The organism is Enterococcus sp. FZMF (assembly GCF_030263915.1).
GTDB lineage: Bacteria > Bacillota > Bacilli > Lactobacillales > Enterococcaceae > Enterococcus_D > Enterococcus_D casseliflavus.
The window spans coordinates 1,949,099-1,961,740 of record NZ_CP127160.1 but is presented as its reverse complement, the minus strand read 5'-3'; the positions used below and the strand labels follow the sequence as shown (position 1 = coordinate 1,961,740).

Below are 12,642 nucleotides of genomic sequence, written 5' to 3'. Positions count from 1 at the left end.
TCTTGAAAACAAGAGGCTTACAGCGATTGACGAATGATTAACGAGGTATCAAAGAAATGTTGTTTCTCAACCACTTGATTGGCAAATGCTTGCAACAGCAGAGTTGCTGCCAATTGACTCATTTCATAGACTGGTTTGCGGATCGTTGTTAATGGGGGATACGTATAGGGAGAAAAGGAACTATCATCAAAACCGATGATACCGATCTCCTCTGGGATCTTTCGTCCTGCTTGATGACAGGCATTGATCGCCCCGATCGCCATATCATCATTGGCGCAAAAAATCACTTCAGGTGGTTCAGGTAAAGCGAGTAGTTGCTGGGCACCCAGCTGACCACTTTCCAAAGAGTAGTCGCCAGCTACGAAGTATTCTTTCGGGCAGACAAGCTGCTTTTCTTGAATCGCTTTCATAAATCCTTTGCGGCGCTCTCTAGCGGAACCAAAGGAAGCGATCCCTTCGATCATGGCGATCTTTCGAAAGCCTTGTTCAAGCACATAGGTGATCATTTGATAGACCCCTTGGGCATCATTACTAGTGACATTCATCAAGGTTGCATCCTGTAATTGACGATTCAAAACGACGATGGGAATGTTTTTCTTTGAAAGAGCAGCGATAAAGCCGTCATCACGATCGCTTTGACTCATCACGATCGCTCCATCGAGGCGATTCGGCTCTTCATCAAATGTATCGGATTGCAATAATTCATGAACCGCCAAAGTATATTCGGATGGTAGGGTATCACTGATTCCTTTGATCACTTCGACTAAAAAGCTATCGGAAGTACCAATGGATAGATGAGAAAAATAAAGACCAATGATATAGGATTTTTGATTCACCAGACTTTTGGCATTGACATTGGGCACATAGTGTAAAGATTCAGCGATGGCTGCGATCTTCTTTTTTGTTTCTGGCTTAATTAATGGGCTATCGTTTAGCGCACGAGAAACAGTTGTATGTGAAACACCAGCGACTTTGGCGATATCTTTGATCGTGACCATAGAAAACCTTCTTCCTTTTTGCTTGATTCAAGCATAGCTTGTTCCCACGAGAATGTCAATACACCAAGGATGCACACGTGAAACATTTTTCAAAATAACATAGGAACTTTTTCTGGGATGTGCTAGTATAAAAGAAGATAGTTAGGTAATGGGAGGGTGTCTATGAAATTCTTTTTAAGCTATCATCAAACGTCCAACTTGTTTTATAAAATATTTATTTTGATTTTTCTAATTGGTAGCGCTTTAATCGTTGGGTTTAGTGGGGTCATTTATCATCGAACGTATCAAAACATTCAAGAAACATTTTTGCAAAGTCAACATAATTTGGTCAACCAAGTCAAAGAAAATCTGGATCAAAAAATTCAGATGGTGGAGTATGCCTTTTCTACATACAGTAGCACACAAAGCTTTTCCGATACGATGGAACAGCCGTTTTCTGTGACGAATTATCGACAAGTACGAGAGATCAATTCACAACTGGCTTACATTGGTGTGATGGGGATCGAAAACGCCAGTTACCAATTGGTGAATTTGAACCAGCATTGGAAAATCGAAGAAGGCTCCTTAAAACAGATCGATGATACTGAATTCGCTGCTTTTCAAGCGTTGATCGACAACCAACGCTACTTGTATTGGTTGCCAGAAGATGGCTATTTAAAAATGGTGATGACGCTGCCTGTGTTTCGACAGGAAACCACTGCTTTGGGGATCGCTGAAATCCAAGACCATACCATTGCGCAGTTGGTGGCAGATCATGACGATTCCTTTTTGAATATTTTTCATGCTGACGGACAACTGCTTTTCGATAATGGTGAAGTGATCGATTCTGCCTTACAAGAAACAATGATTGCAGCTGCCCACGGCGATGGCATCTTCACTGACAAAGAAAACAATAAGTATGTGGTCACACAATCGGATTACAATCAGTGGTATCATGTGATCCGCCTGGCGCCTGCTAGCGTTTCACAAGCAATCCGTGAATTAAGAAGCGGTTTGATCGTGATTGGCAGTCTTTTGATCATCCTCTTTTTATTAGTATCCTATCGCATTGCGATCGTGGCTACCTCACCCATCAATCGGATCGGTGAGCTTTTAAAGCCCAAAAAACAAGGTCAGAAATTAGAAGTCAATCAGTTGATTTCCGATATCGACCAGGTCTTACATCAAAACCACGATCTCGCCGTCAAAGTCGAGCATCAAAAGCCCGAATTAGAATCCTTGTTTCTATTAAACTTGTTTCGCGGCTGTATCTCAGAAGAAGATATTCACTTAAAACTGTCACAATTTGGGTATGAAGTATCCAAAACAGAACACTTTGCCGTATTACTGATTCAAATCGATGATTTGTGTGGACGAGAAACAGCGACTATTGATATTTTCTTGCTTGCCATCGAGAATCTCGTTTCTGAGATCATTCCAGAAAATTTGCGTTTTCAACCAATCATCTCCAGTCAAGAAACCCAAGGAACGATTTTAAAGCTTCCTGAATCAGTTGACCAAAAACAAGTATTGACCTATTGTCAAAAGATCCATCAAGCGGCAAAAGATTACTTGAAAATCAAAATAAGTTGTGGGGTCTCACAATCCTATGACCGCCTCGTAGAAACCAAATTAGCGGTTGATAACGCCAAAGAAGCCTTGCACTATCGAATGAATTTAGGGGAAGAAGTCATTATCTTTTTTGACGACATTGCAGCACAATTAGACAATAATGCGATCGTTCAATACCCTAGAGAAGCAGAAAGCACCTTTTTGGATGCGATGCGTAGTGGGGAACTAGCGACCATCAAAGCAAGTTACACGGAAGTCGTACGGGAAATCATTCATGAAAACAAAAATCCGTTGACGATTGAAAGTGCCTTGTTTAAGTTGATCAACAGTATCGTTCAGCTAGGGCAACTCTTAGGAGCGGATCATACCAGCTTGCAGAATAGTCGCAAAGTTTATCAATCCGTGCTTAATCAAACCAGTTTGTTCAAAGTTGAGCAAATCATCTATCATGAGTTAGTTTTACCTATCGTTGAAACGACACAAGCCAAAACAGATCGAGAAATTCGCTCCTTATCTGAAAAGATGGTCTTGATCGTACACCAACAATACGATCAAGATCTCTCCTTAGATAGCATTGCTGAACAGCTGCATTATAATGCCAATTACTTAAGTAATGTGTTTAAAAAGGAATTATCCATCAATTTTGCCGATTACTTACAAAACTATCGGTTGCAAATCGCCAAAAAATGGTTGCGGGAAACGGATATGACGATCAAGGAAATCGCAGCCAACCTTCAATATACCAACTCTCAAAACTTCATTCGCTTTTTCAAAAAGAAAGAAGAGATGACACCTGGAGAGTATCGCAAACGATCCAAAGACTAAAAGAAAAAAGCGCTTTTTGATCGTCGATCAAAAAGCGCTTTTTTCTTTGCTGCCTGTTGGTTACCCTTTGACGGAACCAACCATTGCACCTTTCACGAAATACTTCTGGACAAAGGGATAGGCGATCAACATTGGGAGAGTTGCAACGACAATCACGGCCATTTTTACGGATTGTGCTGGGGGGACAACATCGACACTAGCGGCATCGGCGTTCATCCCGCTGGAGACGATCACGATTTGTCGAAGGAGCACTTGGATCGGCCATTTCGCTGAATCATTGATGTACAAGATTGCTGATTGATAAGTATTCCAATAACTAACAGCGTAGAACAAAGAGATTGTCGCAATCGATGGTAAGGAAAGAGGTAAGATGATACGGAAAAAGACGCCCCAATCAGAGCAACCATCCATTTTTGCGGATTCCTCTAAACTATCAGGAATCCCTTGGAAAAAGTTTCTCATAATGATCATATTATATGCACTGATGGCGCTCGGTAAGATCAATGCCCAGAGAGAATCGATCAAGCCGAGGCTTTGTACCAAAATAAAACTTGGGATCATCCCACCGCTAAACAACATGGTAAATACGACAATAAAGTTGAAGATGCCGCGTCCATGCAAATATTTTCTCGAAAGAGCATAGGCCATAAAAGAGGTCAAGATCATTGAAAGAACCGTTCCGACGATGGTCACGAAAAGGGAAACACCAATACTCGTAAAAATCGTGGGTGTCGAGAGAATATACCGGTAAGCATTTAAGCTAAATTCACGTGGGATAATGATAAATGTTCGTGTCGCGATCTCAGAAGAAGAAGCAAAGGAGCTTCCGAGAATGTTTAGAAAAGGTAAGAGACACGTTAAGGTGAAGAGTAGTAGAAAGCCAATAATAAATCCTTGAACGACCCGTTCACTTTTCGGGCGGTTCGTTTTTTTCAGGGTTTGTTGCATAGAAAAAACCTCCATCTTTTTTTACTTAAATAGGTACTTCCAACGTATCATGAGGCGGGGACAACGTATATAATCACTTTTACATGTTAAGAAATTCACAATAGTGATAAACGTTGATAAATCAAGGGTTTTCCAAATCGATTGAGAAATAACCTTAAAAAATGTATGCCTTTTCAAAGCTGAGAAAATGATTATATACGTTATCTTTTTTTCACGCTACCATGGGACTATCAAATCAAAAAAATTCGGAGGAACAAGTATGGAAACAAAAGTTGATAATTACTTCTCACCACTTAATGAAGAAGAACAGCGGCTGCGGCTGAAAAAGAAAAAATGGGCGCAAATCAGAAAAAATCGTGCCCTCTATATTATGGTATTGCCGGGGATTTTATATTTTCTTATTTTCCGTTACATACCGATGGGCGGTTTGGTCATCGCTTTTCAAGACTACCAACCATTCTTGGGGATCCTAGGAAGCCCCTTTGTTGGCTTCACTCATTTTATTCGGCTCTTTACTGAAGATACCTTCGTGATGTTGATGCGCAATACACTGATCATGTTTTTCTTAAATATCACGATTTCTTTCCCTTTTCCTATATTATTGGCACTTATGCTAAATGAAGTAAACAATCGCCGTTTGAAAATAGGGATTCAAACCATCATTTATTTGCCTCATTTTATGTCGTGGGTCATCGTTGTTTCCATCTTCTATGTTTTATTAACGACAGAAGGTGGTGTAATCAATAACATGATCGAAAGTCTTGGTGGCGAACGTATCCCGTTTCTAACAAGCCGCACGTGGTTGCGTCCAATGTACATTTTCCAAGATCTTTGGAAAGGTGCCGGTTGGGGGACGATCGTCTATCTAGCCGCTATTACCAATGTTGATGAACAGCTTTATGAAGCTGCGGATATGGATGGGGCTGGCAAGCTACGAAAAATGTGGCATATCACATTGCCTTGTATTCGTCCAACGATCGTAACCTTATTGATTTTAAAGATCGGTTCGATCTTAGATATGGGCTTTGAGCATATGTTCTTGTTGATGAACTCAATGAACCGTGAAGTTGCCCAAATCTTTGATACCTTTGTCTATACCGCCGGGATTCAAAATGGTCAATTGAGTTACTCGACAGCTGTTGGGCTGTTTAAAGGACTTGTTGGCTTGATCCTCGTTATCTTTGCGAATCGTTTGGCGAAAAAAATTGGCGAAGACGGGATTTATTAAGAAAGAAGGGATCACATGACGATCGAAAAGATCACGAAAATCAACGAAGGATTACTCGCATTTTTGACGCTGATCGTACTTCACTTTCTTTGGCTCAGTGTGACTCTCCTGGGAGGGGGCCTCTTTGGCATTGGCCCTGCGTCGTATGCCATGATGAAATATTATGATCGCTGGCTTCGTCTTCATGAACGACCACCTTTGATCAAAAGTTTTTTCTACTATAGTAAAGAACGGTTCCGACAATCGGTGCTGATCAGTTGGTTGTTTCTGATCATTGCAGCGATCGTGATCACCAACATATTTGCGCCATTTCCATGGTTTATCCAAGTAGCGAATGTCCTCTTTTTGATTGCGTTTCTCTTTTTATTCATGCACGTGTATACCGTCATGGCAGCCACCAACTTTGTGACCGTGTTTGAGATCCTGCGGGGGAGTGCGTTGTTAGGTTTAGGCTATCTGCATTATTCGATCATAAGTTGGACGATTTTGATCGTTGGCTATTTAGTCCTGGGTAGTTATTTCTTGATCGGCCTCTTTTTGATGGGTAGCAGCTTAGTTGGTGGTGTTTTTGCCCTTGCTGGTAAAAAAATTCTTCAAGATATCCACCCAATTGAAACAGATCAGGTGGTTTCAAAAACGGCATCGACTACGGAGCAAACCGTTGCCAGCAAAGGAGATGAGGTCATTATCTAAAGAAAACGGCTCAAAGACTTTTACTGGTCCGCAAACAAAACGGTCACTAGAGAACACCTGAAAATAGCAAGACAAGCTGAACCCTCATGAAATACAGCCGGTAGAACGGATTCATTCAAATAGCTCTATGAATTGAGGAGACTACAATAAAAGGAAGTATCGTACATGAAGAACTATTCGGAAATTGCTTTGAACACATTATTTGAGCGCTATGACTACTTATGCAAAGAAAAAATTTATCACGGAAAATGGTCCTATGACATCGGAGTCGTTTTACAAGGCGTGAAAGAAGCCTATGAGCAAACTGGTGACAAACGCTATTTCGATTATATCCAAAACACGATGGATTTTTATATTGACGAAGACGGTCGTATCAAAAACTATCAGATGGATGCGATGAATATCGATTACATCAATAATGGCAAATGTTTATTCTTACTATACAAAGAAACAGGTGCTTCAAAATACAAGATCGCCTTGGACACGCTGTATCAACAATTACAGCAGATGCCAAGAACAAGCGAAGGCGGGTTCTGGCATAAAAAAATCTATCCTTATCAAATGTGGTTAGATGGCTTATATATGGGGGCCCCATTTCTAACAGAATACGCACTGACATTTGAGAAAGAAGAAGCATTGGAAGATGTAATCAAGCAATTCACCTTATGCTTTACTCATACCCTAGATCGAAAAACGGGTCTTTTGTATCACGCGTGGGATGAACAAAAAGTCCAGCCGTGGGCAGATCCTGAGACCGGTTGTTCAAAAAATTTCTGGGGACGGTCAATGGGATGGTTCATGATGGCACTCGCAGATACGATGGTGCTATTAGGGGAATCAGAGCAGAAGAATCCATTAGAAAAAATGTTTGTCTCCTGTCTAGAAGCTCTTGCTAAAGTAAGAGATCCCCAGAAAAAAGTGTGGTATCAAGTCTTAGATAAAGGCAGTGAGCGTGGGAATTATTTAGAAGCATCCGCTTCTTCAATGATTTGTTACGCAACAGCGAAAGCAGTCAAAGCAGGGATCATCGATCAAAAATGGCAAGTGTTTGCCCAAGAGACCTATCAAGGATTGCTTGATGAGTTTGTCTTTTTAACAAAAGAAGGCTGGTTGAATCTGATCAGAAACTGTGAAGTTGCTGGTCTTGGTGGACCAGATGATCGAGATGGTACGTTTGTTTACTATATCAGTGAACCCGTTATCACGAATGATTTCAAAGGATACGGTGCCTTTTTACAAGCGAGTTTACTGCTACAACCACTAACGGAGGAAGGAAGCAAGAAATGAATATCCAATTGACTACAGCTGATTTACAAGAAAAAGAAGGTCTGTTGACAGAAGCGATTCAAGAAAAAATTGATGAATTGCATCAACAAGGAGGAGGCAGAATCACTTTTTCCGCAGGACGCTATCCGACAGGAGCGCTCTTTTTAAAAAGTAATATTGAACTGCACCTACTATTGGGAGCGACCTTAGTATTTTCTGATGATCCCAAAGACTATCCCGTCGTCGTGTCTCGCTGGGAAGGGGTCAAACGGGAAGTTTATGCCTCTTGTTTATATGCCGAGAATGCGGAAAATATCGCTGTCACAGGATTAGGAATGCTTGATGGACAAGGGCAAAGATGGTGGAAGACCTTTCGGGAAAACCGTGAACAACTTGCTTATCCACGACCTAAATTGATCAGTTTTGACTCTTGCCAGCAAATTACGTTGAAAGATATCCGTCTTGTCGATTCACCAAGTTGGACCGTCAATCCGATTCTTTGCCAAGATCTAACGATCGATAATCTTCGCATCAAAAATCCAGCGGATTCGCCAAATACGGATGGGATCGATCCTGAATCTTGTAAAAATGTCCGCATCAGTAACTGTCATATCGATGTTGGTGATGATTGTATCGCCATCAAATCAGGAACGGAGGACACCAAAGAACGGGTCGCTTGTGAGAATATCACGATCGTAAATTGCCATATGCTTCATGGGCATGGGGCAGTCGTTCTAGGTAGTGAGATGAGCGGCGATATTCGTAATGTCACCATCAGTAATTGTATTTTTCAAGATACCGATCGTGGGATTCGGTTGAAATCCCGTCGGGGACGTGGCGGAACGATCGAAGATATTCGAGTGAATAACATTGTGATGGATAATGTTATCTGTCCATTCACTTTAAATCTTTACTATTTCTGTGGACCGAAAGGCAAAGAAAAGTATGTTTGGGATAAAAATCCGTACCCGATCACCGAGGAAACCCCTCATTTTCGGAGAATCCATTTTGCAAATATCTCGGCTCGGAATGTTCATGCGGCCGCTGGATTTGTTTATGGCTTGGCTGAACAATTTATTTCAGATATCACTTTCCAAGATATTGCTGTCTCTATGGCTGAACACCCAATTCCAGGAAAGCCTGCAATGATGACAGGTATCGAAGAGATGACAAAACAAGGCTTTTATATTGGCTGTGGACGGAATATTCAGTTTGATCGTATCAATTTGGAAGGCGTAACTGAAGCGTTCCATATCGAGAATAGTCGGGAAATCTCCGTCACACAATCATTTGAGAATCGTCAGCCTCTGGCATTTCAAGGAGATTTTTTGTGAGGGATCCTCAGTTACTTCAGCTGCTAGGTCCTGATATGAAAGTTGCACCACAAGTGGTTCAGCAAACAAAAGAGCAAGTGAAAAATTATACCTTGGAACATTTACTTCTACGATTAAATCAAGAAGAGGATGTCCCTGCATACTTTGCTTATCCTAGCTCTCAGCAACCTGTTCCACTCGTTTTGTTCAATCATTCTCATGGCGGCGACTTCACGAGGGGGAAAGAAGAACTGCGACAAAGTCCGTGTTATATGCAAAAAGAAAGCCTATTCGCTACATTTATGAAGTTGGGCGTCGCCGTTGGGGTGATCGACATGTGGGGCTTTGGCGAACGAAAAAACGGTGAGAATGATAGCTACAAGCGGTTTTTGTTGCAAGGCAAAACATTATGGGGACAACGAATCTATGACAATCAACAGTTTTTGACCTATCTTGCTTCCCGTAAAGAAGTGAAACAGTCCGCTATCGCCACATTGGGACTTTCTATGGGCGGCTTGATGAGCTGGTGGTTGGCAGCACTTGATGAACGGATATCAGTGGTGGTGGACATGGCAGCACAAGTGGACTATCAAGCATTGATCGAAGAGGACTGTCTAAGCAAACATGGGTTTTACTATTATGTTCCTAATGTGTTGAAAGACTTTACGACTGCGGCGATCCAAAAACAGATCGCACCACGCCCGCGTTTGAGTTTGGTTGGCAAAGAGGATCGTGGCTGCCCCTCAAGCGGCGTCGCTCGTTTGGATCAGCAGATCGGGCAGCATTATGAAGCAATAGGCTACAAGGAGCATTGGCAGGCGTGTTGCTTGCCAGGCGGTCATGAAGAAACCAAGGAGATGAGAGCGCAGTGGATCGAATTTCTAAAACAGCACCTCCTATCAAGCTAAAGGTTAGTAAAGAGCCGCAAAAGGGTGATTTTACGAGTATCCAAGCAGCCGTGCTGGCTGCTGAAGCCTTAAAAGCACCTTGTGAAATCACGATCGCCTCTGGCGTGTATCAAGAACAGGTGAAAATTTATAAAAACCAGCTTACGTTGATCGCGGAACCTAACACGTTCTTATGCTACCACTTGGCTGCCGAGCAAACCGATGAAAAAGGGCAAAAAAGAGGAACGTTTCAAACAGCGACGCTCTTTATCAATAGCCGAGAAGTCTTTGTAAAAAACCTGACCATCATCAATGACGCAGGGTATGGGCAAGCAGTCGGGCAAGCAGTTGCCGTCTATATCGAAGGGGATGACATTCGCTTCGAACGCTGTCATCTCGATGCTTTTCAAGATACCTTGTGCCTGGGTCCATTGCCAAAATATACCAAAGAAGGCGAACCAATGATCAGTCCTTGGCGAAAGACAATCTTTGACCAACAACAGAGTTTGTTTTTGCATTGCAGAATCAGTGGAACAGTCGATTTTATTTTTGGCGGTGGTTCCGCCACCTTTGAAGAGTGTCGCTTGCATTGTAAAAATACACCACAAACGAACTACGTTACTGCTGCCTCAACTAGCAAACAAGCAAGCGGGTTAACCTTCGATCGGTGCCGAGTGACAGGGCACAAAGTCTATTATTTAGGCCGTCCTTGGCGTAATGACGCCAAAGTCACCTTTTTATCCTGCTGCTTTGATCAACAGCTCGCCCCTTGCGGATGGTCTGATTGGGGAAAAACAGCAAGCCACCAAACGGTCACATTCACGGAGCGAATGTGTTGTTACCAAACAAGTCCCCAACGTCCTGAATGGGTGACTCTTGAAGGAGTGATAGAAAAATGAGCAAGGCAAAATGGTCTGGCTGGATCGGGATGGTTCTCGCTCTGGTGTTGATGGGCGGCTTTTCCTTGGCGATCAATCAAATGACTGTCCAGCAGTTCGATGAGATCTTTCAACGTGCGTTTCCCACTATACTGAATCAAATGACGGCAGAAGCAGCATTGGCGCAATTTCAAACACTCGGCGCTTGGTTTGGCTTCACGCTGGTGGCACTCCTGATATTGGTTTCAGTGGCGACGATGCTTGTTCGCTATCGTAATTATCGAAAGCAATCTTGTGCTATTTATTTTTTGACTGGTGTCGTGACATTGATTGGTAGTCAAATGATCGCTTTTCCGATTGCCTTTTGTTTCTTTTTAGCGGCGGGTTTTTGTTTTCTCCATCGCGATGACGGACACAAGAAAAAAACAACGGACGCAGTCAGCAAACAAGGAGGGGTTGCATGAAGGCAATAATCAATAATCCGATTTTAAGAGGGTTTCATCCTGATCCGAGTATTTTAAAAGTCGAGGATACTTATTATTTAGCGGTTTCTTCCTTTGAGTGGTTGCCAGGAATTCGGGTCTACTGTTCTCAAGATCTAGTTAATTGGTCCCATGAAACAGATATTCTGACCAATCAAGTGGATTTATTAGGCAACGCAGCAAATTGCAGCATTTGGGCACCGCAAATCAGTTACGCAAACGGACAATACTATTGTGTCTATACAAATGTTCGCAACACGACACGCCCCTTCAAAGACTGTCGAAACTATCTCATCACGGCTCCTACCATTCATGGGCCATGGAGTGAGCCCATTTACTTAAATGGTAGTGGCTTTGATCCGTCCTTGTTTCATGATCAAGAGGGGCGTATCTGGTTATTGAATGCGCTTTGGGATTATCGTAAGGATACACCAAATAAATCGGTGGGGATCGTGCTCCAAGAATACTCTGAAGCACAAGGCCGCTTGATCGGTGACAGAGTGCCAATTTTTTCTGGAACCCAGCTGGCGAAGACTGAAGCACCGCATCTTTATTACCATAATGAGTGTTATTACTTACTGACGGCAGAAGGAGGAACGGGTGCAGGTCATGCGGTAACAGTTTGTCGTAGTAAAACCATCACTGGACCTTATGAAGTAGATCCGCATTTTCCCATGATGCGTGCCTATCAGCGCGAAGATTCCCCTTTTCAATGTACAGGTCATGGCAGTTTGACGATTGCGCCATCAGGAGAATGGGTCATGAGCTATTTGATGACTCGGCCAGTAGAAGGGGCAGCGATCCTTGGACGAGAGACAGCACTCCAAACTGTCTATTGGGATCACGAAGGATGGCTGCGTCTTAGCAATAACGATACGATCCCAGATCAAACCATCAGGCTCGCTAGCGACGCTCAGAAGCAAAGGGCATCACCTGCTGTTTTTATTGATGACTTTAAAGGATCGTTGCAAAAAGCATGGAACGGTAGACGATTGCTGCCCAATGAAGAGTGGTGCAATCTGAGTGAGCGACCAGGGTATTTGCGATTGATCGGCGGAGAATCGATGCAATCGAACTTTCATAAGCACTTATTGGCGATTCGTCAACAAGACTTTTGTTTTGAAGCTGAAACAGTGATGGGATACCACCCCCAATCGTTCAATCAGATGGCTGGATTGTCGCTTTTCTTAAATGAAGAAAACTATTTGTTTTTCTACGTAACCTATGATGAAAAAGAAGACAAGGTCCTTCGGATGCTGCGGTGTTGTGAAGGAGAATTTCACTTGTTCCCAGATAAATTGCCCCTCGCTGCTGCAAGTGAGCCGATCGGATTGAAAGTAGTCGGTTCTTATCTAGAAGCCCAATGGTTCTATCGGCAATCACAAACGTGGCATCCCTTTAAAAAGCAAAACATCCAGTTCTTGTCTGGTGGTTTTACGGGGAATTTCATTGGAATCAGTGCCCATGATTTAGATCACTTTGGCAAAAGCTATGCCGATTTTGAATATTTTACGTATCAAGGGAAAGATCCGCTCGATGATGGCTCCCTAAAAATAGAGAAAGAAGGTTAACA

Annotated in this window: 11 protein-coding genes; 9 read left to right on the top strand and 2 right to left on the bottom strand. The window is 42.6% G+C overall.

Annotated features, from left to right (window positions below):
- Nucleotides 1–17: 17 nt before the first annotated feature.
- The gene (locus QN079_RS09475) at nt 18–998 is read right to left on the bottom strand and encodes a LacI family DNA-binding transcriptional regulator (RefSeq protein WP_005229927.1); all 981 of its coding nucleotides are present in this window, start codon (nt 996–998) and stop codon (nt 18–20) included.
- Nucleotides 999–1,160: 162 nt separating this feature from the next.
- Between QN079_RS09475 and QN079_RS09470 the strand changes: the two genes are divergently transcribed.
- On the top strand, nt 1,161–3,374 hold the full coding sequence (locus tag QN079_RS09470; RefSeq protein WP_289229603.1) for an AraC family transcriptional regulator: 2,214 nt from the start codon (nt 1,161–1,163) through the stop codon (nt 3,372–3,374).
- A gap of 60 nt (nt 3,375–3,434) precedes the next feature.
- Here the strand turns inward: QN079_RS09470 and QN079_RS09465 are convergent, their stop codons facing one another.
- Nucleotides 3,435–4,322 carry a carbohydrate ABC transporter permease gene (locus tag QN079_RS09465; RefSeq protein WP_015509917.1) on the bottom strand — a complete coding sequence of 296 codons (888 nt, stop codon included), beginning with the start codon at nt 4,320–4,322 and terminating at the stop codon, nt 3,435–3,437.
- 259 nt (nt 4,323–4,581) lie between these two features.
- Between QN079_RS09465 and QN079_RS09460 the strand changes: the two genes are divergently transcribed.
- From QN079_RS09460 to QN079_RS09425, 8 genes are all read left to right on the top strand, one after another.
- Nucleotides 4,582–5,550, top strand: a complete 969-nt coding sequence (locus tag QN079_RS09460; protein ID WP_289229602.1) for an ABC transporter permease — start codon at nt 4,582–4,584, stop codon at nt 5,548–5,550.
- Nucleotides 5,551–5,565: 15 nt separating this feature from the next.
- Nucleotides 5,566–6,243 (top strand): DUF624 domain-containing protein, encoded by a 678-nt coding sequence (locus QN079_RS09455; RefSeq protein WP_289229601.1) that lies wholly within the window; start codon nt 5,566–5,568, stop codon nt 6,241–6,243.
- A gap of 165 nt (nt 6,244–6,408) precedes the next feature.
- A complete protein-coding gene (locus tag QN079_RS09450; protein WP_289229600.1) occupies nt 6,409–7,530 on the top strand; it encodes a glycoside hydrolase family 88/105 protein in 1,122 nt (373 codons plus the stop codon).
- Nucleotides 7,527–8,843 (top strand): glycoside hydrolase family 28 protein, encoded by a 1,317-nt coding sequence (locus QN079_RS09445; RefSeq protein ID WP_128488409.1) that lies wholly within the window; start codon nt 7,527–7,529, stop codon nt 8,841–8,843. Before QN079_RS09450 ends, QN079_RS09445 begins: the two co-directional genes overlap by 4 nt.
- The gene (locus tag QN079_RS09440) at nt 8,840–9,730 is read left to right on the top strand and encodes a dienelactone hydrolase family protein (RefSeq protein ID WP_289229599.1); all 891 of its coding nucleotides are present in this window, start codon (nt 8,840–8,842) and stop codon (nt 9,728–9,730) included. Before QN079_RS09445 ends, QN079_RS09440 begins: the two co-directional genes overlap by 4 nt.
- A complete protein-coding gene (locus QN079_RS09435; RefSeq protein WP_289229598.1) occupies nt 9,691–10,608 on the top strand; it encodes a pectinesterase family protein in 918 nt (305 codons plus the stop codon). Before QN079_RS09440 ends, QN079_RS09435 begins: the two co-directional genes overlap by 40 nt.
- Complete coding sequence (locus QN079_RS09430) at nt 10,605–11,051, top strand: DUF4064 domain-containing protein (protein WP_289229597.1); 447 nt, start codon at nt 10,605–10,607, stop codon at nt 11,049–11,051. Before QN079_RS09435 ends, QN079_RS09430 begins: the two co-directional genes overlap by 4 nt.
- Nucleotides 11,048–12,640 (top strand): glycoside hydrolase family 43 protein, encoded by a 1,593-nt coding sequence (locus QN079_RS09425; RefSeq protein WP_289229596.1) that lies wholly within the window; start codon nt 11,048–11,050, stop codon nt 12,638–12,640. Before QN079_RS09430 ends, QN079_RS09425 begins: the two co-directional genes overlap by 4 nt.
- Nucleotides 12,641–12,642: the final 2 nt, after the last annotated feature.

Coding starts and splice junctions, on each gene's coding strand:
- QN079_RS09445 (WP_128488409.1), top strand. CDS start 7,527: ATGAATATCCAATTGACTACAGCTGATTTACAAGAAAAAGAAGGTCTG.
- QN079_RS09465 (WP_015509917.1), bottom strand. CDS start 4,322: ATGCAACAAACCCTGAAAAAAACGAACCGCCCGAAAAGTGAACGGGTC.
- QN079_RS09430 (WP_289229597.1), top strand. CDS start 10,605: ATGAGCAAGGCAAAATGGTCTGGCTGGATCGGGATGGTTCTCGCTCTG.
- QN079_RS09450 (WP_289229600.1), top strand. CDS start 6,409: ATGAAGAACTATTCGGAAATTGCTTTGAACACATTATTTGAGCGCTAT.
- QN079_RS09460 (WP_289229602.1), top strand. CDS start 4,582: ATGGAAACAAAAGTTGATAATTACTTCTCACCACTTAATGAAGAAGAA.
- QN079_RS09475 (WP_005229927.1), bottom strand. CDS start 998: ATGGTCACGATCAAAGATATCGCCAAAGTCGCTGGTGTTTCACATACA.
- QN079_RS09455 (WP_289229601.1), top strand. CDS start 5,566: ATGACGATCGAAAAGATCACGAAAATCAACGAAGGATTACTCGCATTT.
- QN079_RS09425 (WP_289229596.1), top strand. CDS start 11,048: ATGAAGGCAATAATCAATAATCCGATTTTAAGAGGGTTTCATCCTGAT.
- QN079_RS09470 (WP_289229603.1), top strand. CDS start 1,161: ATGAAATTCTTTTTAAGCTATCATCAAACGTCCAACTTGTTTTATAAA.